Source organism: Ignavibacteriota bacterium, from assembly GCA_016218045.1.
Classification (GTDB): domain Bacteria; phylum Bacteroidota; class Ignavibacteria; order SZUA-365; family SZUA-365; genus JACRFB01.
The window spans coordinates 42,560-67,665 of record JACRFB010000001.1 but is presented as its reverse complement, the minus strand read 5'-3'; the positions used below and the strand labels follow the sequence as shown (position 1 = coordinate 67,665).

The window sequence follows — 25,106 nt, the reverse complement described above, 5'->3', positions numbered from 1 at the left end:
AAATGATGTGGATCCGGCGGTGCAGGGGAATCAGGGATATCTGCCCTTTGTCCTTATCTCGATGGGACGGGTCACCGGACGACTCGGCTCCGCAATCAACACAAACGCATCGGGGAAAGACGCGGGTCCAGGCGGCGGTGGTGGCGGCGGAAATTACTGCGATGTGACGGGCGGCGGCTCCGACGGCGGCGGAGGTTTCACAGGCGGAGGCCGCGGCGGGCGAAATGGTTCGAATGTGCCGTTCTCGAGTGACGAATGGCGGCAGCCGGGACCCTCGACGGGTGGCATCGCGGCAGCAACCGGGGTCTCGCTCAATGGTGTGGCCGGCGGCACCTCACCCGCATACGAAGCGGCGGGCGGCGGTACCGGCCATCCGTTCGGTAGCTCCGGTGTCGGGTGCAACGACGGGCTCGGCTGCAGACCGAACGGGGGCTACGGAGGCGGCAGCGGCTATCAACAGACACGCGGCGGGGGTGGCGGCGGATACGCGAGCGACGGGGCGTCCGTCGCCGGCACCAACAACGGCGGCCTGACGCATGGCAACGCCGCGCTTGTTCCCCTTGCGGGTGGATCCGGTGGCGCCGGAGGAAATCCTCAGGGCCTCTCGGTCTGTTCCGGCGAAGGGGGCGGCGGCGGTGGCGCCATACGGCTGTACACTCCCGCGATGTCGAATGTGGACGTGTACGCTCATGGCGGCGGAGGACAGAATCGCGCGAATGGTCCCGGCGGCTCGGGATCCGGCGGCGGCATTTCGGTCGAAACACGTCTCGGCTACAGCTTTGCAACCGTCGGAGCTGAGGGCGGCGCCGGACCTCTTGCAGGGGGCAGCGGACGTGTCCGCCTCGACGGTCCCCGCAGCACGATTGCGTTTTCGAGTCCACGCGTATCGAACTTCCGCGGCCCGTCCACGGATACATCGCGCTATGTGCCGCGATCCTTTGTGCTGACAGGCACGGGCAGCGGTGATGAAATTCTTGTCTATCTGCGATCGCCCGGCATGCCGTGGACGCGCATCGCCGACATCCCTGTCTACGCCAACAATACGTGGTCACTCGGGATAACCCTGCCCGGCGACGAGTCGGTGTACTATCTGACCGTGTTGCAGAAGCAGGTCGCCGCGTCGAGCGATCCGTATGCGGCCGAACCGCAGTGGATACTGTCGCAGGCGGCGGCGAACACACTGATCTTCAAGGCATATGCCCGCACCGCGGGTGTGCAGGAGCACCGCGTCCCCGCGCTCGTGTGCGAGTCGTCCGCAACACACACGGTACATGTGCGCAACGAAGGCGACGGACTCCTCGAGCTCCGCTCCGCCGCGTTTGTGACTGGACATCCCTCGCTGTCGATCCTGTCGCCTGCTTTCCCCGCGACTGTCGCACCCGGCGATTCGATTCCGGTCGTGATACGTTTTGCGCCCGCACCGGGCAGCATCATCACCGTGAGCGATACTTTGCTCATACATACAAATGATACCGCGCGCACGCGTAATCCCTGGCCCGTCTACATTACCGCGTCAAAAGACAGCGCGGGTCTCGCGACAACATCGCAGGATATCAGAATATCGGATCTTTTACTGTGTAACTCCACAACGGCCGATACCGTTTTCACGATCGAAAATTCCGGTACGGTTGTTCTGCTGTTGCGGCCTCCTGTGCTGAGCGGTCCATTTGAATTGATTTCGCCCCTGCCGTCGGCCTTTCCGATGCCGTTCGATCCTGCGATGCGGACGATGCAATTCCGCGTGCGGTACAGGCCATCGCGCGCGGGTCTTCTCGAAAACGGCAGTATCGCGATTCGCGGCGAGGCGCCGGGCTGCCCGCGCGACATCAGCATCGCGTTGTCGGGGCGGGCCGATTCAGCCGCGGTTCTCGCCGACGCGGCGGCCGTGTTCCGGACCCTTCTGTGCGCGGGTGAAAACGCCGACACCACCGTGCGGATTCTCAACACCGGCACTATCGAACTCACCATCACACAGCCGGTCACGAGCAATCCGCGCTTCCAGATTATCGCGCCTCCATTCCCGCTGAAGATCGGCGCCGGCAGTGGAGCCGACGTGCGCCTGCGTTTTGCACCGGATGCGGCGGGCACGGAAGCAGGTCTGTTCATCGCAACGGCGGAGCCCTGCTCCTTGCCTCTGCGCATCGATCTCAGCGGCCGCCGCGATTCCTCGGGGCTGGCCACGACGGCGACCGATTTCGGACTTTTACCACTCACCTCGTTTCCAGCGGAGCGTGATCTCGCGGTGACAAACACCGGCGATCGTCCCATCCGCATCGATCAGGCAACCGTGCGTCCGGGCGGACCCTTCATCATTGCAGCAGGAATACCCGTTGATCTCGCGCCCGGCGCCTCGGCGATGATACGGATCCGCTTCACGGATCCGGGCAGCGACGGTGCATTCACCGATACCATCCGCTTCGGTTTCTCGCCCGGCTGCGGGGTAACTCCGGCTCTTGTGACAGGCGCGCGCGGAACGGCTGCTGTGACACTCGAAACCGATACTCTCAGCGCCGCTCCCGGCGAGATTGTGGAAGTCCCGATCTACCTGCGCAGCGGCATCAATCCACGGCTCTTTGGCGCCACAGGCATACGCACAACACTGCGCTACAACGCCGATATCCTCGAGCCGCTCGATGTTGTATCGGGAAACATCGCGGGTGGTGAACGGTTCATTCCGCTCACACTCCCGCTTGTGCCCGACGCGCGGAACGTGCTTGTGACACTGCGCTTCCGCGCCATGCTGGGCCGTGTCGAGAGCACGACGCTGATCCTCGACAGTGCCGAGGGCATAGGCGGGCAACTGGCGATCACGTCCATTCCAGGCGTGTTTACGCTTGCGAACATCTGCCGCGAAGGCGGCACTCGTCTGTTCGACGGATCGGTCCGCGCAACGCTGGCACAGAACGCGCCAAATCCCTTCAACCCAGAAACGGACATTTCGTACACCATTATCGAAAATGGCCGCGTGCGTCTGGATGTGTACGACGCGCTCGGGCGGCTGGTGTCGCGCCTTGTAGACGCGGTGCAGGGCGCCGGCACGCATCACGCGCGATTTCACGCGGGTGGGCTCCCATCAGGCACGTATCAATACGTGCTGCAGACTGAAACGATGGTCCTGACACGCTCCATGTTGCTCGCCAAATAGCGCCGGACCTGCCGCAGAGCTATCGATGTCCGGGTTGCTGTTCATACTCCCGCTCATCGCAGCCGCGCTGCTGAGTCACGCCCTGCCCGCTCGCTGGGTGCGGCCTCTGACCACGGCTGTGGGATTGCTGTTTGCCGCGTCATACGGAATACCGGGTTTTCTCGTTCTTAGTGCGATGGGTACAGCCGCATGGCTCGCGGCCCGAGTCGTGCGTGACACGATGCGGCGACACAGACGACTGATCGCGATTGTGGCATCGGCCGCCATTCTGACTCCGCTCGTTTTTGCGAAGGATTACCTCGGTCTTGCGACACCGCTCGCGAGTCTATTGGGTTGGAGCACTGGATCGGCAGCGGAGGATGCCCATTCAGCGTTTGTCATCGTGGGCCTGTCCTTCTACTCGTTCCGCGCACTTGCGTTACTCCTCGATGCATATCACGGCCGGCTTCCGGAGCCTCCGTCGCTGCGTGATGCCGCGTTGTATCTTTTTTTCTTCCCGCAATTTCTCGCCGGTCCTATCGAGAGGCCCGCTCCGTTTTTCGCGGCGCTGAGCGCACCACGATCCGAACTCTACAGACAGCTCGCCGATGGTATTATACTCATTACCGTCGGGGTCTTCATGAAGGTCGTGATTGCCGACCGGCTGGCGCTCTACACCGACGCTGTGTTCAGCAATCCGTCGGGGGCGGGCACCGTGCGCCTCTGGCTGGGAATGTACCTGTACGCCGTCCAGCTCTATTGCGATTTCTCCGGGTACACGAATATCGCCATCGGTCTCAGTTTAATGCTGGGCTTTCGTCCAGCCGTCAATTTCAGACAGCCGTACATGGCGACGAGTATTGCCGATTTCTGGACGCGCTGGCACATATCGCTGTCGTTCTGGCTGCGCGATTTTGTGTTTCTACCCATCGCGTATGCTTCCGGCCGGCGTGCCGCGCCGCTGTTGCGGACTCCGTTCGCGCGCGACTTTGTATCGTACGCTGCAGCAGCGAGTGTCACCATGGTGCTGTGTGGATTATGGCACGGCGCAGGCGGACCGTTTCTGCTCTGGGGTTTGCTCCACGGTGCCTATCTCACCGCATCGCGCTCCACAAAAAAACTGCGTCAGCGTGTATGGACGCGGGCGGGATTTTCAGCGTCGCATCCTTTCAGACGTTTCGTCGCTGTTTTTATCACCTTCCATCTGGTGAGTCTTGCGTGGGTGATATTCCGCTCCGAATCCTTCGAGACTGCAAGAGGTTTTCTATCGGAGATGATATCCCTCACGCACATGGACACGTCGTTCCGTGATGGTTTGCGCGCGGTGGATATCTACTGGTCGATGATGTTCGCGGCAATGATAGGCGCAGTCCAATACTTGCAGGAACGAAAATCGTTATTACCGGCTCTCGCCGCAGCTCCGATTGTTGTACGCTGGGCAATATACATCCTGCTTGTGCTGGCCATCGAAACATTTGTACCCGTATACGGGCTCACTCGCTTTGCCTATGTCGTCTTCTGACCTCGCGGCGCTCCGCCGTGTCGTTACGCGAGGAGTTCTGCTCGTCGCGCTCATCCTGGGCGTGAACGTGTTCGTGCTGTCATATTACGCTCTTATGCCCCAGGCGCGACACTCCTACGACGCGATGTATCACAAAGTCGACATGCTCGATACCATCCCCGCCCCGCGAATCATTGTCATCGGTGGTTCATCGGTCGCCTTCGGACAGAACAGCAAAGTCATGGAGGAACTGTGCGGCATTCCCGTCATCAATCTCGGGACTCATGCGGGAATCGGATTACGCTTCATGATGCGGCAGGCGCGTGAAAAGTTTCGCACGGGTGATATCGTGCTTCTTGCGCCCGAATACGCGCAGTTCAGCGGAACTTTCGACGGATGGCATCCGCTGCTTGATCATCTGATCGAGAATCCGGAGGCGATGCAGTACATTCGGTCGTGGGGACAGCTTGAAGCCATTCTCGAGGCGGTGCCGTTGAAATTCAAAGACCCGCTCGATAAGCGGCTCCGCAACTTCGTCGCACCCGGTGATATACCCGCACAAGAACAAACCGGATGGACTATAAATCGCGTCGACACGATATCCGACGCCCCAGGGTATCATGGCGATACATGGAGCCGCGAGCGGGTGCGGCGATCCCATCCCCTCCGCGACTGGGATCCCATCACAGGCGCCTACATCGATCAGCAGGCCATCACACACGTGCAAGAGTTTCGAGATGCGTGTGCGGGAATGGGTGTGCGTGTCCTGATCGAATACCCTCCTGTACCGGAGAAATACTACGAGCAGAGTCGACGCTGGATCGACAGTCTTCATGCGCTTCTCACCGCGGCACTGCCTGGAGCCGTACTGCGTCATCCGCGAGAATCGACATATCCGGAATACATGTTTCTCGACACAGTGTATCATCTCAACGCCGTGGGCCGTGAAGTCCGCTCGCGGCAGCTCGCGGCAGCGCTCGCGCAATTCGTGCCGGCATCCCACCCACCCATCTCCAAGTAGAAGCAGCTCCCCATGCGTCTGATACTGACACAACCCCAACTGCGCGCTTTCGACACTGTGGGCAACCTCGCTGCTCTGCGTGAGGCGCTCGCGCCATATCGTGGTACTTGTGCTGCCGACGACATCATTGTGCTCCCGGAACACTTCGCCTTCGAGGGTGACGCGGATGGATACAGGGCGGCTGTCTCTGCTATCGCGGCTGAGTGGGGCTGCCATGTTGTGGGTGGTTCGCACCATGAGACACGCGAAGGACGGCGGCTGAATACGGGCATTGCCGTGTCGCCCGCGGGCGATATTGTAGGCCGCTACGACAAGCTTCGCCCCTATTCCGACGAGCGCGCACATGTGGAGCCGGGGGAGTTGCTCGGTGAATTCCGCATCGGGGACGCGTCCGTACTTGTACTCGTCTGCGCCGACTTCTGGTTTGGTGATTTGTTCTACCGGACCGGGGAGACACCCGACCTCGTGCTTGTGCCGGCGCTTTCGGTGACACGGAAAAGCACGCCCGATTATTCGCGCGACCTGTGGCGGCATCTCGCGGTGGCGCGTGCGTATGAGTTCGGCCTCTATGTCGGCATCAGCGACTGGGGGCATCCCTCAGCGCTTCCGAAACTTTTTACGAGCGGTGTCGGCGGATTCGCGGATCCAACCGGCCTCGACCCGAATCGGTTTTTTACCGCCACCGCCGATGCAGCCGCCCGCGCCTTCGAGGTCGACCTTCCGGCCCTACGGATCTTTCGCGAGGATCGGAAGGCCAGAGGGTTTTTTTGGAAGAACAACCCGGGGATGTGAAACGGGGAACGGGAAACGCGTGACAGCGAAGTAGTGTCACGCTGAGCTTGTCGAAGCGCGACGGAACTTGGAACTGGGAAGTCTGAACGGGGAATGGCGAACCGGAATGCGTGATGGAAATACTGTGTCACCCCGAGCTTGTCGAGGGGCGACGGAACGGGAAACATGATGAGGGCAGATGTGAATGGTGCGCACTCGCATCTGCGACGTTCATCACGTTTCCCGTTCCCCGACGGTTATCCTTCCTTCATCCAACCGGCCATTTTCGATTCCTCGAGAGTGCCGCGACGCAGCGCCCGCTCCTTCATCCACGAGAAGAGGATGGGCGTCACGACAAGCACGTGAATCGTGGACGTCACCAGTCCCCCGATAAGAGGGGCCGCGAGAGGTTTCATCACATCGGCGCCGACGCCCGCGCTCCACATGATCGGGATGAGTCCGATGAGACTGGTGGCCACGGTCATGAGTTTGGGCCGCAGCCGCAAAACGGATCCTTCGATGCTCGCCTCGATGATATCGTCTCGTGTTATATCACCGCGCTCTCCTCGGCGCCATGAACGGATGCGTGTGTCGAGCGCCTCGTGCAGATACACGACCATCACCACGCCCGTCTCCACCGCCAGACCGTACAGCGCAATAAATCCGACCCATACCGCCACGGAAAAATTATATCCGAGGATGGCGATGAGGTACACGCCGCCGATGAGTGCAAAAGGCACGGAGAGCATCACCACAAAGGCCTCCGCAAAGTCCTTGGTGATCAGGTACAACATCACAAAGATCAGCAGCAGCACTATGGGCATCAATATCGTGAGACGCTGCCGCGCGCGGATCTGGTTTTCCCACTGACCGCTCCATTGCAGCGTATATCCCGCGGGCAGCGAAAGCCGCTCTCGCAGGGTTTGTTTGGCCTCCTCGACAAAACCGCCCATATCCCGGCCGCGCACATTGAGGAATACGATCGAGCGCAACTGGGCGTTTTCGCTCGCGATCATCGAGGGTCCCGGCACAAGCCGCAGCGTCGCCAGTTCCTTGAGCGGCACATACGCGCGTCGCGATACCGAGGCGCGATCGAAGCCGGAAGGAGATCCGGACAGGCCGATGGAGGCCGTGGCCGGTGCCGCCGCCGGCATTCCGCCCATGCTCGACATACCGCCACCTCCTGTGCCCTGGGTTGTGATTACGGATCCGCCGGCCTGCCCCGTAACAGTTGCTGCTGATGACGCATCTCCGCGCACGGGTACGGGAAGCTCGGCGATGGCCGGGATGTTGTCACGCAATTCACGCATAAAGCGCGCGCGAATCGGGAAACGCCTGCGTCCGTCAAACACCTGGCCGAGGTTCTCGCCGCCGATGGCGGTTTCTATCACGTCCTGCACATCGGCGATGGCGACACCGTGCCGTGCCACGGCGGCCCTGTCGATGGTGATGTCGAGGAACTGTCCGCCCTGTGTGCGCTCGGCGTACAGATCCGCCGCGCCGGGTATGTCGCGCAGTATCCGCTCGGCGGCAATCGCGATCTGCTCGAGCGTGTCGAGCGAACTGCCGAATATTTTCACGCCGAGATCGGTGCGCACGCCGGTCGCAAGCATGTTGATTCGGTTGATGATCGGCTGCGTCCACCCGTTGCGCACACCCGGAATCTGCAGCTTCGCGTCGAGTTCGGCGATGATGTCGTCCTTCGTCAATCCCGGTCGCCATTGCGAGCGCGGTTTCAGAAGGATGATGGATTCGATCATGCTTACCGGAGCGGGATCGGTGGACGTCTCGGCCTTGCCCGCCTTGCCCAGCACGAGATCCACTTCAGGAACGGAACGGATGATCGCATCCTGAACCTGCATGATGCGGTTTACCTCGGTGATCGACGCGTTGGGGAGCGTGACGGGCATAAACAACAGACTCTGTTCATCGAGCGGCGGCATGAACTCCGACCCGATGTTCGACATCAGCGGTATCGTCACCAACAGCGCGAGTATGTTGATGGCGATGGTTGTTTTCCGCCACCGCAAGACCCACACCACGATGGGACGGTAGATCGCGTTAAGCACACGTGTGACCGGATTTTTTTCCTCGCCGCGGAAGTTTCCGCGTGTGAGCAGTGTCATGAGGACGGGCACGAGAGTGATCGCTATAACCGCCGATCCCGCCAGCACGAAGGTCTTGGTGTATGCGAGCGGACGGAACAGTTTTCCCTCCTGCCCTTCAAGAAGGAATACCGGGAGGAAACTCACGACCATGATCGCGACGGAGAAGAAAATCGCGGGGCCGACCTGTTTTGCAGACCGGATCGAAATTTCGAAATAATCCTCTCTGCTGAGCGCGCCCTTCAACGCCTGCGCGCTCGCAACATTGCGGTGCGCATTCTCGACGAGTACGATGGAAGCATCCACAATAACCCCGATCGCGATGGCGATGCCTCCGAGCGACATGATGTTCGAGGTGATGTTGAACAGATGCATGAAGATGAAAGCGATGAGCGCCGCGACGGGAATCTCGATGATCACGCGCAGCACGCTTCGCACGTGCAGAAGAAAGATCAGCACGATAAGCGAGACCACCACGGCCTCCTCGACGAGTGCACTCTTCAACGTGCCGACCGCGGCGTCGATGAGTTCGGTGCGGTCGTACGCCATCCGGATTGTCACACCCTCGGGAAGCCCCGCGCGGATTTCCTCGAGCCGCTGTTTGACCCTCTCGATCACCTCGCGTGCGTTTTCTCCGTAACGCATCACCACGATGCCGCCGACTGCCTGGCCTTCACCGTTTTTCTCGAGTGAGCCGCGGCGGATATCGCCGCCGAGCTGCACCGTCGCCACATCACGCAGCAGCACAGGCGTGCCTCCGGATCCGGTAGTCACGGCGATAGTTTCGATATCCTCCACCGAACGGATGTAGCCCTGTCCGCGGATGAAGGATTCGGCGTCGGACTGCTCGATCAGCTTGCCGCCCACGTCGTTGTTCGCTCTCTGCACCGCGGCGCGGATCTGTCCCATGTCGAGACTGTACGCGCGCAGCGCCGCAGGATCGACGTCTATTTGATACTGCGTGACAAAGCCGCCGACCGATGCGACCTCGGCCACACCCTGCACTCCTTGCAGATTCAGTTTGATGTACCAGTCCTGAATCGCGCGCAAGGTGCCGAGATCGCGCGCGCCTTCGACGGTGTACCAGTACACATGTCCCACGCCAGTCCCGTCTGGACCTATCTGCAGCCGTGCGCCTGGCGGCATCGCCGACTGCACTGCCGCGAGTTTCTCAAGGACACGGCTGCGCGCCCAGTACACGTCGGCTCCCTCGTTGAAAATGACGTACACGAACGACATGCCGAACATGGACTGTGCGCGTATCGCCTCGACCTCGGGCACACCCTGCAGGGCGGTGACCAACGGGTACGTGACCTGGTCTTCCACGAGCTGCGGCGAACGTCCCATCCATTCGGTGAAAACGATGACCTGGTTCTCCGAAAGATCGGGTATCGCATCGAGCGGTGTGCGCAACAGGGCCCAGATGCCCGCTGCGACCACGAAGAAGTAGGCGAGCAACACCAGAAAGCGGTTGCGCGCCGAGAAGTCGATGATGCGTTCAATCATGGCGTCACCACGAGTTTCATCTCCATCATATCCATACCGCAGACGATGCGGAACGTGCCGGATTTTGTCGGAGTGAATTCCACGGACGTGGTCGAAAAAGGCGCGAGCTTTTTGCGGATGCCGAAGTCGGCGATGACTACTTCATCACTACATTTCGCGTCCTCGCGCCGGTCGAATAAGATACGGACCGGTTGATCCTTTTTTACCGTGATGGACGACGGAAAGTATTCGCCGTCGACGCGCACTTTGCGAACCTGCGGACCCCACGAGGCGGCGCCGGCCTCCTGTTTTTCGCCTGCCGGTTTCGGTTCTTTTGAGACGGCCGGGGGCGTGTCGCGCGGGGCGTCCGTCGAGACCGGTGTTTCCCGCTGTGTCTGCGGTACGGGCTGCGGTGTCCCGGTGCTTGCGCCAAGAGGATTCTGCAGCGCACTTTCGGAGTCGAGCAGATATCCCCCCGTGGCGACAGCCATCTCGCCTTCCTCGAGTCCGCCGAGAATCTCCACCCAGCCGTCCGACCTTTCGCCGGTGGTCACGTTGCGTGGCTCGAACTGATTTGTGCGCACCTCCACCCACACGACGCTGCGTGTGCCGGTTTCAACCACAGCGTTGGCGGGCACGGCAAGCGCCTCGCGCCCGCGGGCCGCGAGGGCCGCGCGCACGTACATGCCCGGCTTGAGCCGTTCATTGGGATTCGACACTTCAACTCGAACACGCACGGTCCGTGTTTCGGCATTTAGAACCGGTTCGATGAATGTCACACGACCCGCGAAGGATTCACCAGGCCAGGCGTCCGCGCCAAGTCGCGCGGGAGTACCAGTGCGGACAAAGCGGATATCTTTTTCCGGAATCTCGACGGAGACCCATACACGGGAGAGATCCGCCAGCTCATAGAGCCCGGCGCCTTCCTCCACATACTGGCCTTCCGTCACCTGTTTGCGGATGACCGTGCCGGATGCGGGCGAGAGATAGGGGATCGAGCCCGGCGCATCACCGGCCTTCACCAGCCCTTCGACCTGCGCCTCGGTGAGTCCGTAATGCACGCGCAGTCGGCGCAGCGCGCTTTGTACAAGCTGGGGCGAACCGCCTTCGCCGTTTCCCGCGCGTCGTGCCGTGAGGTAATCCTGCTGGGCCGCAACAAGGTCCGGACTGTATATCCGGAAGAGGGGATCACCTGCCCGCACGCGTGTGCCGGTGGAGGCCACATACAACTCCTCGATACGGCCCCGGAATCGTGCCGCGACAGTGCGCTGCAGCGGCTCCGCAAAATCGATCACGCCGGGTGCCTCGAGGCGTCCGCTCATCGTGCGGTACTGCGCGGGGACTGTCGCGACATTGGCCATGACGCGCTGCGCGGGCGACAGCGACACCGTCCGCAGCATCGCCTCCTCCTCGGCCGACATGGGCGCCTGCGCTGATTTTTTCACGAGGGCCATGTTGCAGACGGGACACGCGCCCGGCCCGTTCTGCACGACCGAAGGGTGCATGGGACAGGTGTATACCTCGGCCTGCGCCTCCTCCGCATCATGTGAGGTGTGTTTGTCTCCGCCGCCGCAGCCCTGCAGTCCGGCAATGACGCCGAGGGCGATGATACATACAACTATTTTGATGTTCATTGCATGAATTCCTTTATTACCGGGGCGCTGCACGCCCATAGTGCGTATGATTCGATTTCGTGTCATGGCTGCACCCCCATTGCCCGCGCGAGGCGTCCGATGGCGGCGGTCAGCTCGCCTTCCAGCATCGCCTCCTCCATCCGCGTCATCGCGCTCATGCGAAAGGCGTCGAGCACCGCGACGTACTCGGCCGAGCCGCTTTGCAGGCGGGGCAGGAGCAGATCGATGGTCTGGGAAGCCAGGGGGAGCATGGCAGTGCGCACGCGCGCAAGCCGCGATTGAAGGGAATGAACCGCCGCCCATCGCTCACGCGCCTCGGCGGCGATCATGGCCCGCATGTCGGCTATGTCGGCCTCGGTGGCGCGTATCCGCGCCTCGGCTTCCTCAATGCGCCCTGTGTATTTGCCCGACGCCCAGGGTGCGATCGGCAGATTGATACCGGCCATGAGGGACCAGGAATCGTGCATACCGAAGCGCATTTCCTTGTACATCGCACGGATCATAAAATCGGGGAACATCTCACGCCGCCACATCGCTGCTTCCGTCCCGTACATGCCGCGTTCGATTTCCATTCCGGCAAGTTCCGGCCGCTGTATCATGGCGGTTTCCGCCGCGTCCTCTGCGCTCGCCGGCACCACGGTTTCCGGCGGACGCGCGAGGATGGGCCGCACTGCCGATGGCGGCGCGCCGCAGGCGGCATCGAGCATTGCCATCGCGCCTTCGAACTCGGCGGCCGCCGCGGCCGAGTCGTTTGCGAGGCGCTCGCTTTCCAAGTCGAATCGCAGTACTTCGAGAGGCGATCCGCGCCCTGTCGCATACGCCGAACCTGCGCTTTCCCGCATGCGCCGCAGCAGCAGCCCGCTCTCGCGCAGTACCTCGAGTCGGCGCTGGGCGCTCCATGCCATTCCGTACGATTCCGTGACTTTCATGGCCACGTCTCTGCGTGCAGTCTCGGTGTCAAATGTTGCCATGCGCGAACCTGCGCCAGCCATCTCGCCCATCAATGCTTTTTTCCCCGGGAAGGGAATCATCTGCTGAAGCGAATAATCGTTTTCAAGGCCGTCCTTAAACGGATTGAAGGACATGATCGGCGTCGAGTAGAACTCGAAGGCAAATACCGGATCGTCCCACGCTTCGGCCTGCTGTATACGCGCATGGGCTGCGCGCGACTTCTCGTATAATGCGCGAACGCGCGGACTCTCGCGAAGCGCACGCGAAAGCGCCTGTTCGAGTGTCAGAGTCTCCTGCGCCCGCAACGGTCCGCCTGCAAATGTCAGCAGAAACGTGACGAGCACAAGGTGAAAATATCGTGATCTCTCCATGATGTGTCCTGAATTCGGGTGAAACAAACGCCGGAAGGCCGCGCATCAAACGCGGAGACAAACAGAAACCGCGCACCGGCGATGTTCATCGCGGTGTGTGCGCGGCCGGCGGATTCCGATCAGATCAGCAGCGTGCGGAGGAAAACCGGTCCCGGCGCTGGGCCGGGTGGCGACCCGTCGTCAGGCGTGCAACAACAACGCTCCCTGAGATCCGTTGTGGTTGTGCCGATGGGTGCATGCAGGCTGGTAATGGACACGAGTGAACTACCCGGATCCGATGATGTCCGGGATACAGTGTCGACAACACGCGTGTGGTCCACGTCGTGGCAGCATTCCTGTGCTGCGAGCACAGGCAGTTCCGGTGGCAGATCATGTGCAACCGTCGCGCAGCACGCTGGTTCCTCCTCCATCTCCATGACGCAGTCCGCCATCGGAGGCAGGGTGCCCATGACGGAACAGACGTGTGTCATAAGCGGAAAACCGGCAAATCCGGTTGTAAAAACCGCCGATACAACGAGATGAAGTATTTTGATTCGAAGACGCGTCATCACAAAAATGTACGTCGGAAATTCGGCGGAAACAAGTCGCATTTTAGCCCTCCCTTTTTAAGTTGAATCGATCAACTGCAGATCATCGCGGCAGGGCGAAGAAGGGTGCTGTTAAAGCCTTGAATAACAGCTTATTACACGGAATCCGGGGTCCCCTCTTTTCCTTGGAAAAGTGAGCGGAACGGGCTATATTCCTACGATTCAAACTATGGTTCACTCGGCGCCGTCCAGTGGATGACCCGGCGCGAGGGTTTCATTCACCAATCACGACAAGCAGAAACTCATGAACATCTTCGTGTGTGTAAGTCACGTCCCCGACACAACCACAAAAATAGCGGTTGCCGCCGACGGGAAACAGATCGACAATACTGGTGTAACCTATATCCTGAATCCCTACGACGAATTTGGCGTCGAGGCCGGTCTGCAGCTCAAGGAGGCGCGCGGCGGTGAGGTGACCGTCCTCTGTGTCGGTGGAGAGGAGGTCAAGGAAACCATTCGGAAGGCGTTTGCCATGGGTGCGGACAAGGGTATCCACATCAAGACCGAAACATCGCGCGATTCCTGGGGCGTTGCCCGGGCCTTGGCCGATGTGCTCAAGGAGAGGAATGCCGATGTGGTGTTCGCCGGACGCCAGTCGATCGACTACGATGGATGGCAGGTGCCGGGACTCCTCGCCGCGATGCTCGACATACCGGCCGTGACAGTGGTTTCGGAGTTGCAGATTGCCGAAGACGGGACTGTGACCGCACAGCGTGACATCGAGGGCGGAAAAGAAACAGTTGTCACGACGTTGCCCGCGGTCATCGCGGCGCAAAAGGGATTGAACAATCCGCGCTACCCGAAACTGCAGGGTATCATGGCCGCCAAAAAGAAACCGATCGAGGAAGTTGCTCCGGCCGAACTTGCACCACGTGTCGAAGTGGTGTCGCTCGGACGTCCGCCTGTGAAAAGTGCAGGCCGTATCGTGGGCGAAGGCGCCGCCGCCGTCCCCGAATTGATCCGCCTTCTGCACGAAGAAGCAAAAAGTATATAACAACCGAATATCCAACGATTATCCGCAGAGTATTACACAATGACACTCCTCGTTCTTGTTGAACACCGAAATGGCCAGATAAAGAAGGTTTCCTTCGAAGCTGTGAAAGCGGCTTCGAACATCGCGGCGGAACTTTCCGCCACCGTTATCGCACTCGCCTGCGGCACTGTCTCCGGTCTCGAACAGCTCGGCGCCTACGGCGCCGCCAAGGTGCTTCATGCCTCTGATGCGCGGCTCGACCAGTATTCCACCACTGCCTATGCGGCGGTTGTGTCAGCCGCTGTTGCGGCCGCAGGCGCAGATGCCGTGTTCCTGTCGGCGACGGCGCTTGGAAAGGATCTTGCGCCCGCCGTGGCCGTCGGCATCGATGGCGGACTCGCACCCGACGTTACGTCGCTCCGTCTTGAAGGCGGTGCCATCCTCGCGACACGTCCCGTGTTTGCGGGCAAGGCGCTCGAGACCGTCAAGATCAACGCGCCGAAACAGGTGTTTTCGCTGCGCCCGAATGTGTTTTCCGCCGGCGCCCCGTCGGATGCAACTGCGGCAGTCGAGGCCTTCGACGCGGGTCTTACCGACAAACACTTCCGCGTGCGCGCCACGTCCGTCTCAGTTTCGTCGGCGAAGCTCGACGTTGCGGAGGCTGACATCATCGTGACTGGTGGCCGCGGCATGCAGGCCCCGGAAAATTGGCATCTCATCGAGGATCTCGCCGGAGTACTCGGTGCCGCTACAGGCGCTTCACGCGCGGTGGTCGATGCCGGATGGCGGCCGCATGCCGAACAGGTCGGCCAGACGGGAAAGACCGTGTCGCCGTCGCTGTATATCGCATGCGGCGTGTCGGGCGCCGTGCAGCATCTCGCGGGCATGTCGTCGTCGAAAGTCATCGTCGCCATAAACAAGGACAAGGACGCGCCCATTTTCCAGGCCGCCGACTACGGCATCGTCGGAGATGTATTCGAAGTGCTCCCCGCACTGACTGCGGCTGTGCGCGCCCATCAGGGCAAATAATTTTCTGACCACGGGAGAAGACCGGTGCAACGTGTGCAGGTGGAAATCATGGGGCTCTCGACGAGTCCCTCCAGTGGTGGGGCCTACGCACTCATCCTGAAGGAATTACACGGGCACCGGCGCCTACCCATCATCATCGGCGCATTCGAAGCGCAGGCGATCGCCCTCGAAATGGAACACATCAAACCGCCGCGTCCGATGACACACGATCTGCTGCGTTCTGTGATCGATGCGTTCGGCGCGACGGTAGCCGAGGTGACAATCTCGGAATTGCGCGACGGCACGTTTTACGCGCGCATTAGCATCGATGCGGTGGACGGTGGCGAGGTGGATTCGAGACCGAGCGACGCCGTTGCGCTGGCTGTGCGCTACGGCGTACCGATCTACGTGTCGGAAGAGGTGCTCGAAGAGGCGGGATATATTCCCGAGGAAGAGGAAGAAGACGAACCGGCAGCCGCGGCCGAACACGTCGCAACGCGCGAGCGCCAGCTCGAACAGCTTCAGGAACAGTTGCAGGCCGCAATACAAAAAGAGGATTACGAGGAAGCGGCACGCGTGCGTGACGTGATCCGCAATATCCAGGCGGGGGATTGATGGGCTGTTGCCAGCATCGCGGGCATGCCGCCACACATGCCGAGCGCCCCGTGTGTGTCGCACTCCCAATCCAGGCAGGTGTCGCGTGATCCGAAACCGTTTTTTTCCCGTTGTATCGATTCTGTGCCTCGTGATTCTCCCGCGCCTCTCCGCCCAGGATGCCGGAGCGCTGATCGCAGAGGGCGACCGCCTTGTCGAACAGGCCTTTAAAAACAAAGATGCCCTCGAAGTATATAAAAAGGCCGAGGCGCTCGATGCGGGAAATTACAAGGTGCTCTGGCGCATCAGCCGCGCGTATCTCGATATCGCCGAACACATGCCCGCCGGTACCGACGAACAAAAAGATGAGCAGCTCGCCGTCTATTCCAAATCGCTCGACTATGCAAACAGGGCAATAAAGGCGAATCCATCCGGAATGATGGGCTACCTCAGGCGCGCAATAGCAAACGGACGTATCGCCCTTTTTAAAGGCGTCTTCTCCGTGGTTGGTCTTGTGAAGGACGTCAAGGCGGATCTCGAGAAGGCCATTGCCCTCAACAACGAAGACAAACATCATCTCGCAATCGCGCATTATGTACTCGCGCGCACACACGCAAAAGTCTGCGACAAACCATATTTGGTGCGGCTGCCGCTTGGCCTCGGATGGGGCGATCGCGATATCGCCGCCCGGGAATTCGAAACCTCCATTCGTTTGGATCCCGGCTTTGTCATGTTCCGGCTCGACGCCGCCCGCAATTATGTGGAAATGGACGAGTATGCAAAGGCGCGCGCGCATCTCACCGCCGTCGCGACGATGCAGGTGCAGGACGAAGACGATCCCATGTTCAAAAAGGAGGCGGCGGCCCTGCTCAAGCAGATTGCAAACGAGGACTGATGTATCCCGGAAGCACCGGAACGCTCCATAGATTTTCAACCGCGGGATATTGTACACGATTCTCCCGCGGAGTTTCTCCATAAACCACGCCGCGTGACGGCAGGAATCGATCGCTCCTGTGAGTGAATTGGCGGAGCTTTCTCCGGATCTACGGGCGGGCGGTGCGCGACGACGTTGGCTCGTGCTCTACACGCGTCCGCGCTTCGAAAAGAAGATTCGCGACCAGCTTGTAGAGCGCGCGATTGAATGTTTTCTCCCGCTTCGCGAGGAAGTACGCCAATGGTCCGACCGGAAGAAGGTTGTGGAGAGTCCCCTCTTTTCCGGGTATGTGTTTGTGTTTGTACATGAGCGCGAACGCATCACCGCGTTGGAAACTGATGGAGCGTTGCGCTACGTCAGTTTCGGCGGGAAACTTGCGGTCGTATCCAATAGTACCATCGACAGTCTGCGCATTGCCATCACACGGCCGGAGGACGTGCGCCTTGAAGACACGTCACTGCGGCTCGGTCAGGAGGTGCTGGTACGGCACGGTCCGATGAGCGGCCTCCGCGGCCATCTCGTCGAATTCCGTGGCGGCACGCGCGTTGCAATCCGCGTCGAAGTGATTAACCAGATTGTGTCGGTGGAGGTGCCTGTTGCGGATCTCGCGCTGTAGAGGAAACGGTAAGACGTGAGACGGAAGACGTGAGACGAGCTAATGCTGGCTTTTCTGCTTGCGAATCATTGCTGAGAGCATCGCTGTGATCCGATCAAGTATCGAGAGGTCGAACTGTCCGCGTGAAACGAAGCCGAGTCTTGCAGAAATCACGAACTGGGTTTCGAGTTCTGCAGCGGAGCCTCGGGCGATAGTGTAAAAGCGCGCCTTCTCAGCAGGGCTGACACGGGCGGCACCCTCAGCAATGTTTGATGGGATCGATAAAGCCGAGCGTCGCATCTGGGAAACGAGAACGTATCTCTCCTCTTTTGGCAGCGACGATGTAAATTTCCAGACAAATTCTGCCAAATCGATGGACAGCCTCCATACATCCAACTTCTCATGCCCCCGTCCCCTTATCTCCCATTCCGCATCGCGATCCATTTTCTACCTCCGAGTGAGTGTGGTTCCCAGATGTTATACTACAGGAACAAGAAAAATGTTCCCAGTTCTACGACATAACTCGTGACAGGCCGCTACTTTTAAACCTCGCACGTATTCCGTCTCACGTCTTTCGACTCACGTCTCACGACCAACCGCCATGCCCACAGCACTCATCACCGGCATCACCGGCCAGGACGGCAGTTACCTGGCGGAATTTCTGCTCGCGAAGGGCTATGATGTTCACGGCCTTGTGCGCCGTGTGGCAATCGAGGATCCCGAGCATCGGCTGGGTCGGATCCGGCATTTGTACGACAGGGTGCGGCTGCATCCCGCCTCGCTTGAGAGCTACCCCAGTCTTTTTAACGTGATTCGCGAAGTACGGCCCGACGAGTGTTATCATCTCGCCGCGCAGAGTTTTGTGAGTTATTCCTTCGAGGATGAATTCTCGACGTTCAACACGAACATCGACGGAACGCATTATATGCTTTCGTCGATCAAGCAGGTGGCGCCCGAGTGCCGATTCTATTTTGCCGGATCGAGCGAGATGTTCGGCAAGGTACGCGAGGTGCCGCAGAACGAGGACACCGACTTTCACCCCCGCTCGGCGTACGGTATCACCAAGGTGGCCGGCTTTCATCTCACGAGAAATTATCGAGAGGCCTACGGACTAAAAGCCGCCAGCGGGATATTATATAATCATGAATCACCACGGCGCGGTTTCGAATTCGTGACACGCAAGATCACGGGCACCGTGGCGCGTATCAAGGCCGGCAAGACGAGGGAATTGCGCCTCGGCAATCTCGACGCGAAACGCGACTGGGGGTATGCAAAAGAGTATGTCGAAGCGATGTGGCTGATCCTTCAGCAGGATGAACCCCGCGATTACGTGATCGCCACCGGCGAAGCGCACAGTGTGCGCGAATTTGTTGACGCGGCCTTCTCGCATGTCGGTCTCGATTACCGCGATTATGTCACGACTGATCCGCTGTATTACCGCCCCGCCGAAGTGGATATACTCCTCGGCGACCCGTCTCGTGCCCACGCCGATCTCGGCTGGAAAGCCCAGACAACCTACGCCGACCTGGTACGGCTGATGGTCGATGCAGATCTCGCCGCCATCGCGGGAATGGGGTGAATGGAGCATCGGTTCCGTCCAACATTGCCGAGGGAGCAGGCCGCAGCAGCAACCGCGAACTGAATCAGTTCTTATCGATCACCAGTGGATTGATGAGTGAACTCGATACCCAACTGACTATCGCTCTACGTCTCGGTTATATAACGGAATCCGATCCAATCTTCGCCGCACATCATCGCGCTTCCTATCTCCTTATGGCATACAAAAAAAGTGTCGTAATAAATCTCTAACACCCCTACACATATTCACCCCATTCACCCCATTTACTCCATTCCCCCCCCATTTACCCCATTAACTCCATTCCCCTGCAATGAACGTCCCTCTTCTTGATCTCAAAGCCCAGTACCGCACCTTAAAATCCGAACTCGACGCGGCCGTACTGCGTGTTTCGGAGGCACAGTATTTCATTCTCGGCCCCGATGTCACCGCGCTGGAAACAAATATCGCCGCGTATGTAGGAACCAAACACGCCATTGGTGTGTCGTCCGGAACGGACGCGCTGCTACTTGCCATGATGGCGCTCGGCATCGGACCCGGCGACGGTGTACTCGTTCCCACTTTTTCATTTTTTGCCACCGCCGGTGTTGTGTCGCGTCTCCATGCCGTGCCGATCTTTGTCGACGTTGATCCTGTGACATATAACATTGATCCGGCCGCAATGGAGCGCGCCATAGAAAAATATCAGGACCTTGTCGACATCAAGGCCGTCGTGCCGGTGCATCTTTTCGGACAATCCGCGGACATGGACGCCATTCTGGCCGTTGCGGAAAAATACTCCCTGCACGTCGTCGAAGACGCTGCACAGGCAATAGGCACGCAGTACAAGGACGGGCGCCGGGTCGGCGCCATCGGCACTGTCGGGTGTTTTTCGTTTTTCCCGAGCAAGAATCTGGGCGGCTACGGAGATGGCGGTGTCATTACCACAAACGACGACGATCTCGCGCAGCGCATCCGCATCATGCGTGTACACGGCGGCGAAAAGCAATACTATCACGCCGTGATCGGCGGGAATTTCCGCCTCGACGCCCTGCAGGCCGCGGTACTGAATGTGAAACTTCCGCATCTCGATTCGTGGACGGCGGCGCGCAGATACAACGCGGCGTTCTACAACGAGGCCTTCATTGCGGCGGGTCTCGCCGAGCGGCCCGGCGTGACCGCCTTCGACGGTAATAACCGGATTCTTCTGCCCGCGTCGGTGTACGAAGGGCACGGACACAACTTCGTGCACATCCACAATCAGTACTGCATTCGTGTACAAAACCGTGACGGCCTTCTCTCCCACCTGCAGGAGCACAACGTCGGGTGCGCTGTGTATTATCCGGTGCCGTTCCACAAACAGGAATGTTTCAAGGATCTGCCGACGTCGATCGACGTCTTTCCGGTTTCGGATGATGTCGCGGCAACCATCATCGCGTTGCCGATATATCCGGAACTGACGCCGGAGATGAAGCAGTATGTTGTTGACACTGTCGCCGGCTTCGTCTCGGCCTGGTAAGGGACAGAGGGCAGAGCCACAGAGGGGAAGCGAAACAGCACATCTGTGTCACGCCGAGCTTGTCGAGGCGCGACGGAACGACATACCATAAGTAGTACTATACATGACAGAGCGCGACGAAAATACACAACACTGGATCGACGCATGGCGCCGCGCAGCACCCGAACTCGAGCGCATCCGCCGCGAGGAAATCAGGAAGGCTGATACAGCCGCCGCTATAAGGTCGATGGACGGTCTGCTCTCGCTTATATCCCTGGAACGGGAGTTGATCTGCACGAGTGGACTCGTGGAACAACAACGAATATTTCATCTGAAGCCGCGGCATGACAGAACTGCTTGACGCTGCATTCGAGATCCAAACTCGACTCACAGAGGGCGCCCATCCATTTTGCTTTATAGGCGGGCTGGCACTTCTCCGGTGGGGTGAGCCACGACTGACTCGCAATGTTGACGCAACGATTCTCTGTCGATTCGGGGATGAGGAAGAGCTGATCGATTACATACTCTCATTGTATCAGGCACGCCTGAAAGATGCGCGCACATTCGCACTACAGAATCGCGTCCTCCTTATTTCAGCAACAAATGGCATCCCCATCGATGCCGCGCTCGGGGGCCTGCCCTACGAGGAACGCTGCATCGACAGATCAAGTGCTTTCTCCTATTCGCCAACCCGCGCCCTCCGCACCTGCAGCGCCGAGGACCTGATCATACTCAAGGCATTCGCGAGCAGACCGCAGGATTGGGTCGACATACACGGCGTGATCATCCGTCAGCATACGCACCTCGACTGGCAGCTCATCCTGCAAGAACTCCGACCTCTTGCGGCCTTGAAGGAAGACGAGACAATTGTCCCGCGCCTGCTTGATTTGCGTGACGATGTCGAAGCATCCGTGTAAAACGGAAGCCGCCTACCTCTCTCGGCTCACGTCTCACGTCTCACGTCTCCCGTCTCCCGTCTCACGTCTCACGTCTACCGTTCCCCGTCTCCCCATGAAAGGCATCATCCTCGCCGGCGGCTCCGGCACGCGCCTGCATCCGCTCACGCGCGTCGTGAGCAAGCAGCTCCTCCCTGTGTACGACAAGCCGATGATTTATTATCCGCTTTCGACGCTGATGCTTGCGGGTATCAGGGAAATACTGGTGATTTCAACTCCGCAGGATCTTCCGCGTTTCCGGGAGCTTCTCGGGACAGGAGAAATGTGGGGGCTTTCATTCAGCTTTGCGGAGCAACCCTCGCCTGACGGACTTGCGCAGGCTTTCATCATCGGTGAGTCCTTTCTTGACGGATCGCCATCGTGCCTGGTGCTGGGCGACAATCTGTTTTACGGAGCCGATCTCGCCAGAAAGCTGCAGGCAGCGGCGTCACTCGAAACGGGCGCGCGCATCTTTGCATACTACGTCCGTGATCCAGAACGCTACGGTGTGGTGGAATTCGGAGTCGACGGAACGGCACTTTCGATAGAGGAAAAACCCGCGCAGCCAAAGTCCAATTACGCGGTGCCGGGTTTATACTTTTACGACGGACGCGCTTCGGAATTCGCAAGGGCGCAGAAGCCCTCTCATCGAGGTGAGCTGGAAATCACGGATCTCAATCTTGAATACCTTCGAAGGGGAGAATTGAGCGTCGACGTGCTGAGCCGCGGCACCGCCTGGCTCGATACGGGCACACATGAATCGCTTCTCCAGGCCTCGATGTTTATCGAAACCATCGAACAGCGTCAGGGATTAAAAATCGGCTGCCCCGAGGAAATTGCCTGGCGCATGGGGTGGATTGATAACGATCAACTTCGCGCTCTTGGCGAGGCGATGCGGAAGAATCCGTATGGCGCATATTTGCAGGAGTTGCTGTCTGAAGGGTGAAAGGCGCGAAGGGTGAAGAGGGAAGAGGGAAGGGTGAAGAGGGAAGAGGGAAGGGTGAAGAGTGAAGAGGGAAGGGTGAAGAGGGAAGAGGGAAGCGGTGTCATTGTTTGGGGCGACGGGGAATGTTTTCGATTTTGCGGCTGATCGAGGTGATGAGCCCAGACAAGGATCGTGATACCTCGCTCATCTTCGCCGCGAGAACCGACGATGATGGTAGCAGTCCCAGTTGTGTGCTGATGTGAATCAATGTTTCCAATTCACTCAATGAGCCACGTGCGATATACAGATAGTGTGCATACTCACGTGGTCCGGATCGTGCCGCCCCTTCCGCAATGTTCGTAGGAATAGAAACGGCGGCGCGACGCATTTGTGACGTTAATCCGAAACGTTCATCGTCTGGGAATCTTCGTGTTGCCGCGTATACCGCTTCGCTGAGTTCAATGCCTTTTTTCCATGCCTCGAGATTACAGTGCGCGCGCGAAAATCCACGGTTTTCCATTGCCCCTCCTAGTGGTACCGGTCGTTAGTCGACCGCTAGCATTATACGCACGAACCGTAATCTCGGTTCCCAGAATCCATTAAGTCCTTTCAATTTCTCTCTTCCCTCTTCCCTCTTTTCTCTTTTCTCCCATGAACTTCGCCCTCACCGGCATCGCCGGTTACATCGCCCCGCGGCATCTGAAAGCCATACGCGACACTGGCCATAATCTTGTCGCCGCGGTGGACCCGCACGATGCAGTCGGTGTGCTCGACAGCTATTTCCCCGAGGCGGCGTTTTTTACAGAGTATGAACGATTCGACAGGCATCTGGAGAAATTGCATCGAGGAACCAAGGACGATGCGGTCACCTTTTTATCGGTGTGCTCGCCGAACCACCTCCACGATGCGCATATCCGGCTTGCTCTTCGGACGGATGCAGATGCGATCTGCGAAAAGCCACTCGTACTGAATCCGTGGAATCTCGACGCGTTGGCGGCGCTCGAGCAGGAGACCCGGCGGAAAGTATATACAGTATTGCAGTTGCGGGTGCATCCCGCCCTGATCGCGCTGAAGAACGCGCTCGCGAAGGATTCCAGCACACGGCACAACGTGACATTGCATTATGTCACAGCCAGGGGAATCTGGTACCGTTACTCGTGGAAGGGAGACGAAAGCCGTTCAGGTGGAATCGTAACGAATATTGGCATTCACTTTTTTGATCTGTTGCTGTGGCTGTTCGGAGGAGTGTCGGAATATCATACCGAGACACTTACACCGTCACGCGCATCCGGCACACTGGTACTCGCAAATGCTGACGTGCGATGGATGTTGTCTGTCGAAGCGGAAGATCTGCCCCCGGAAGTTGTGGCCGCACAAAACCGTACCTGGCGGTCCATCACCATCGATGGCGAGGAAGTGGATTTCACGGATGGCTTCACCGACCTCCACACCCGCGTCTATCAGGAAACACTCTCCGGACGTGGCTTCGGCATAGAGGATGCGCGACCGGCCATCGAGCTCGTGTATCGGATTCGGAAAGGGGAACGTTGAACGGGCCTGCCCGCCGGAGTTTCGCGAAGCGGGAGGCAGGTGGGAACGAAAAACGATGAACGGGTTGGTGGGTGGACTTGGTAAGGAGATATGTAGATGACTGAAGCAACGGGTTATGGCGTGGACGAGTCGGGATTGAAAGAAGCGAATGGGCCGTCACCCATGCAGATTGAAATCTATCGACGCATGACTCCCGAAGAACGCCTGCGAGCAGGGATTGCCCTCTGCATGGCGATGCGTCAATTAAAGCGAGCAGCAATTCGGTCGATGTATCCCGACTGGACGAATCTTGAGGTGAATAACGAGGTGAAGAAGGCCTTCCTGTATGCAGGAGATTGAATCGTACTTTGATATCGTGAGAATAATTCATTCGCTGGGGCTCTCGTATATGATAACAGGCTCGGTCGGCGCTATGATGTATGGTGAGCCTCGTGTGACGAATGATATCGATGTGGTGATGGAATTGTCGGTAAATGATATTCCGCGACTTGTGGATGCGTTTCCGGCATCGAGGTATTATTGCCCTCCGGGTGAGATCGTCGAAGTGGAAGTACGAAGAGCAATACGTGGACACTTCAACATCATTGACCAAAGTAGCGGCTTCAAAGCTGACATCTATCCTGTCGGGACGGACTCGCTTCGTCTGTGGGCATTCGCACATACGCGCACGATTCTATACGACGATATGCCGTTGGTCTTTGCTCCACCGGAGTATATCATCATTCGCAAACTGGAGTATTATCGCGAGGGTGGATCGGATAAGCACCTTCGCGACATTCGTGCTATGCGCTCTGTCTCGGAAGCAGAGCTTGATTTTAATGTGCTTCAGAGGGAAATAGCCGTGCGCCAGCTCGACGATCTGTGGGCGCTGGTTTCGCACACGAATTAATTGCTGCGTTACTGCAAAGTTGTTGTGTCGGAGATGGCGCGCCTCGGCGCCGCTCCCTGATTCCGCGTCGCAACCACCGGCTTCACGTTCCTGATCCTA

Annotated in this window: 23 protein-coding genes; 17 read left to right on the top strand and 6 right to left on the bottom strand. The window is 59.1% G+C overall.

What is annotated here, in order from left to right; all coding sequences use genetic code 11:
* Positions 1–319: 319 nt before the first annotated feature.
* The 4 genes from HY962_00325 to HY962_00310 are packed head-to-tail and all read left to right on the top strand — an operon-like array spanning position 320 to position 6,438.
* Positions 320–3,145 carry a choice-of-anchor D domain-containing protein gene (locus HY962_00325; protein ID MBI5645349.1) on the top strand — a complete coding sequence of 942 codons (2,826 nt, stop codon included), beginning with the start codon at positions 320–322 and terminating at the stop codon, positions 3,143–3,145.
* A gap of 25 nt (positions 3,146–3,170) precedes the next feature.
* Positions 3,171–4,646, top strand: a complete 1,476-nt coding sequence (locus tag HY962_00320) for an MBOAT family protein (protein MBI5645348.1) — start codon at positions 3,171–3,173, stop codon at positions 4,644–4,646.
* Positions 4,633–5,646 (top strand): hypothetical protein, encoded by a 1,014-nt coding sequence (locus HY962_00315; protein ID MBI5645347.1) that lies wholly within the window; start codon positions 4,633–4,635, stop codon positions 5,644–5,646. Before HY962_00320 ends, HY962_00315 begins: the two co-directional genes overlap by 14 nt.
* A gap of 12 nt (positions 5,647–5,658) precedes the next feature.
* Positions 5,659–6,438, top strand: coding sequence for a carbon-nitrogen hydrolase family protein (locus HY962_00310; protein ID MBI5645346.1), 780 nt, complete (start codon positions 5,659–5,661; stop codon positions 6,436–6,438).
* Between the two features lie 236 nt (positions 6,439–6,674).
* Here HY962_00310 and HY962_00305 read toward each other — a convergent pair whose 3' ends face one another.
* From HY962_00305 to HY962_00290, 4 genes are all read right to left on the bottom strand, one after another.
* Complete coding sequence (locus tag HY962_00305; GenBank protein ID MBI5645345.1) at positions 6,675–10,028, bottom strand: efflux RND transporter permease subunit; 3,354 nt, start codon at positions 10,026–10,028, stop codon at positions 6,675–6,677.
* Positions 10,025–11,641 (bottom strand): efflux RND transporter periplasmic adaptor subunit, encoded by a 1,617-nt coding sequence (locus HY962_00300; GenBank protein ID MBI5645344.1) that lies wholly within the window; start codon positions 11,639–11,641, stop codon positions 10,025–10,027. The genes HY962_00305 and HY962_00300 overlap by 4 nt, the downstream gene beginning before the upstream one ends.
* A 62-nt stretch (positions 11,642–11,703) precedes the next feature.
* A complete protein-coding gene (locus HY962_00295) occupies positions 11,704–12,963 on the bottom strand; it encodes a TolC family protein (protein ID MBI5645343.1) in 1,260 nt (419 codons plus the stop codon).
* 119 nt (positions 12,964–13,082) lie between these two features.
* Positions 13,083–13,553 carry a hypothetical protein gene (locus tag HY962_00290; GenBank protein MBI5645342.1) on the bottom strand — a complete coding sequence of 157 codons (471 nt, stop codon included), beginning with the start codon at positions 13,551–13,553 and terminating at the stop codon, positions 13,083–13,085.
* A 241-nt stretch (positions 13,554–13,794) separates the two neighbouring features.
* Between HY962_00290 and HY962_00285 the strand changes: the two genes are divergently transcribed.
* From HY962_00285 to HY962_00265, 5 genes are all read left to right on the top strand, one after another.
* Positions 13,795–14,544 (top strand): electron transfer flavoprotein subunit beta/FixA family protein, encoded by a 750-nt coding sequence (locus tag HY962_00285; protein MBI5645341.1) that lies wholly within the window; start codon positions 13,795–13,797, stop codon positions 14,542–14,544.
* A gap of 39 nt (positions 14,545–14,583) precedes the next feature.
* Complete coding sequence (locus tag HY962_00280; GenBank protein ID MBI5645340.1) at positions 14,584–15,552, top strand: electron transfer flavoprotein subunit alpha/FixB family protein; 969 nt, start codon at positions 14,584–14,586, stop codon at positions 15,550–15,552.
* A 24-nt stretch (positions 15,553–15,576) separates the two neighbouring features.
* Entirely contained in the window at positions 15,577–16,146 is a 570-nt protein-coding gene (locus tag HY962_00275) for a bifunctional nuclease family protein (protein MBI5645339.1), read from the top strand.
* 118 nt (positions 16,147–16,264) lie between these two features.
* Positions 16,265–17,020 (top strand): hypothetical protein, encoded by a 756-nt coding sequence (locus HY962_00270; protein MBI5645338.1) that lies wholly within the window; start codon positions 16,265–16,267, stop codon positions 17,018–17,020.
* Positions 17,021–17,138: 118 nt separating this feature from the next.
* Entirely contained in the window at positions 17,139–17,675 is a 537-nt protein-coding gene (locus HY962_00265; GenBank protein MBI5645337.1) for a UpxY family transcription antiterminator, read from the top strand.
* Between the two features lie 39 nt (positions 17,676–17,714).
* Here HY962_00265 and HY962_00260 read toward each other — a convergent pair whose 3' ends face one another.
* Positions 17,715–18,098, bottom strand: coding sequence for a four helix bundle protein (locus HY962_00260; GenBank protein MBI5645336.1), 384 nt, complete (start codon positions 18,096–18,098; stop codon positions 17,715–17,717).
* Between the two features lie 157 nt (positions 18,099–18,255).
* Between HY962_00260 and HY962_00255 the strand changes: the two genes are divergently transcribed.
* From HY962_00255 to rfbA, 5 genes are all read left to right on the top strand, one after another.
* Positions 18,256–19,233 carry a GDP-mannose 4,6-dehydratase gene (locus tag HY962_00255; GenBank protein ID MBI5645335.1) on the top strand — a complete coding sequence of 326 codons (978 nt, stop codon included), beginning with the start codon at positions 18,256–18,258 and terminating at the stop codon, positions 19,231–19,233.
* Positions 19,152–19,463 (top strand): four helix bundle protein, encoded by a 312-nt coding sequence (locus HY962_00250; protein ID MBI5645334.1) that lies wholly within the window; start codon positions 19,152–19,154, stop codon positions 19,461–19,463. Before HY962_00255 ends, HY962_00250 begins: the two co-directional genes overlap by 82 nt.
* Positions 19,464–19,543: 80 nt before the next feature.
* A complete protein-coding gene (locus tag HY962_00245; protein ID MBI5645333.1) occupies positions 19,544–20,728 on the top strand; it encodes a DegT/DnrJ/EryC1/StrS family aminotransferase in 1,185 nt (394 codons plus the stop codon).
* Positions 20,729–21,051: 323 nt separating this feature from the next.
* On the top strand, positions 21,052–21,624 hold the full coding sequence (locus HY962_00240) for a hypothetical protein (GenBank protein MBI5645332.1): 573 nt from the start codon (positions 21,052–21,054) through the stop codon (positions 21,622–21,624).
* 94 nt (positions 21,625–21,718) lie between these two features.
* Positions 21,719–22,588, top strand: a complete 870-nt coding sequence (gene rfbA, locus HY962_00235; GenBank protein MBI5645331.1) for a glucose-1-phosphate thymidylyltransferase RfbA — start codon at positions 21,719–21,721, stop codon at positions 22,586–22,588.
* 100 nt (positions 22,589–22,688) lie between these two features.
* Here rfbA and HY962_00230 read toward each other — a convergent pair whose 3' ends face one another.
* Complete coding sequence (locus HY962_00230; GenBank protein MBI5645330.1) at positions 22,689–23,087, bottom strand: four helix bundle protein; 399 nt, start codon at positions 23,085–23,087, stop codon at positions 22,689–22,691.
* Positions 23,088–23,218: 131 nt separating this feature from the next.
* Here HY962_00230 and HY962_00225 point away from each other — a divergent pair, with 131 nt between their 5' ends.
* The 3 genes from HY962_00225 to HY962_00215 all read left to right on the top strand — a co-directional run bounded on the left by HY962_00225 (position 23,219) and on the right by HY962_00215 (position 25,007).
* Complete coding sequence (locus HY962_00225; protein ID MBI5645329.1) at positions 23,219–24,118, top strand: Gfo/Idh/MocA family oxidoreductase; 900 nt, start codon at positions 23,219–23,221, stop codon at positions 24,116–24,118.
* Positions 24,119–24,214: 96 nt separating this feature from the next.
* Positions 24,215–24,457, top strand: coding sequence for a hypothetical protein (locus tag HY962_00220; GenBank protein ID MBI5645328.1), 243 nt, complete (start codon positions 24,215–24,217; stop codon positions 24,455–24,457).
* Positions 24,444–25,007, top strand: coding sequence for a hypothetical protein (locus tag HY962_00215; GenBank protein MBI5645327.1), 564 nt, complete (start codon positions 24,444–24,446; stop codon positions 25,005–25,007). Before HY962_00220 ends, HY962_00215 begins: the two co-directional genes overlap by 14 nt.
* Positions 25,008–25,106 lie beyond the last annotated feature (99 nt).

What these genes read in the sequence shown, in the direction of transcription:
- HY962_00320 (MBI5645348.1), top strand. Translation starts at nt 3,171, where the DNA reads ATGTCCGGGTTGCTGTTCATACTCCCGCTCATCGCAGCCGCGCTGCTG.
- HY962_00315 (MBI5645347.1), top strand. Translation starts at nt 4,633, where the DNA reads ATGTCGTCTTCTGACCTCGCGGCGCTCCGCCGTGTCGTTACGCGAGGA.
- HY962_00310 (MBI5645346.1), top strand. Translation starts at nt 5,659, where the DNA reads ATGCGTCTGATACTGACACAACCCCAACTGCGCGCTTTCGACACTGTG.
- HY962_00305 (MBI5645345.1), bottom strand. Translation starts at nt 10,028, where the DNA reads ATGATTGAACGCATCATCGACTTCTCGGCGCGCAACCGCTTTCTGGTG.
- HY962_00300 (MBI5645344.1), bottom strand. Translation starts at nt 11,641, where the DNA reads ATGAACATCAAAATAGTTGTATGTATCATCGCCCTCGGCGTCATTGCC.
- HY962_00295 (MBI5645343.1), bottom strand. Translation starts at nt 12,963, where the DNA reads ATGGAGAGATCACGATATTTTCACCTTGTGCTCGTCACGTTTCTGCTG.
- HY962_00290 (MBI5645342.1), bottom strand. Translation starts at nt 13,553, where the DNA reads ATGCGACTTGTTTCCGCCGAATTTCCGACGTACATTTTTGTGATGACG.
- HY962_00285 (MBI5645341.1), top strand. Translation starts at nt 13,795, where the DNA reads ATGAACATCTTCGTGTGTGTAAGTCACGTCCCCGACACAACCACAAAA.
- HY962_00280 (MBI5645340.1), top strand. Translation starts at nt 14,584, where the DNA reads ATGACACTCCTCGTTCTTGTTGAACACCGAAATGGCCAGATAAAGAAG.
- HY962_00260 (MBI5645336.1), bottom strand. Translation starts at nt 18,098, where the DNA reads ATGGATCGCGATGCGGAATGGGAGATAAGGGGACGGGGGCATGAGAAG.
- HY962_00255 (MBI5645335.1), top strand. Translation starts at nt 18,256, where the DNA reads ATGCCCACAGCACTCATCACCGGCATCACCGGCCAGGACGGCAGTTAC.
- HY962_00245 (MBI5645333.1), top strand. Translation starts at nt 19,544, where the DNA reads ATGAACGTCCCTCTTCTTGATCTCAAAGCCCAGTACCGCACCTTAAAA.
- HY962_00240 (MBI5645332.1), top strand. Translation starts at nt 21,052, where the DNA reads ATGACAGAACTGCTTGACGCTGCATTCGAGATCCAAACTCGACTCACA.
- rfbA (MBI5645331.1), top strand. Translation starts at nt 21,719, where the DNA reads ATGAAAGGCATCATCCTCGCCGGCGGCTCCGGCACGCGCCTGCATCCG.
- HY962_00230 (MBI5645330.1), bottom strand. Translation starts at nt 23,087, where the DNA reads ATGGAAAACCGTGGATTTTCGCGCGCGCACTGTAATCTCGAGGCATGG.
- HY962_00225 (MBI5645329.1), top strand. Translation starts at nt 23,219, where the DNA reads ATGAACTTCGCCCTCACCGGCATCGCCGGTTACATCGCCCCGCGGCAT.
- HY962_00220 (MBI5645328.1), top strand. Translation starts at nt 24,215, where the DNA reads ATGACTGAAGCAACGGGTTATGGCGTGGACGAGTCGGGATTGAAAGAA.
- HY962_00215 (MBI5645327.1), top strand. Translation starts at nt 24,444, where the DNA reads ATGCAGGAGATTGAATCGTACTTTGATATCGTGAGAATAATTCATTCG.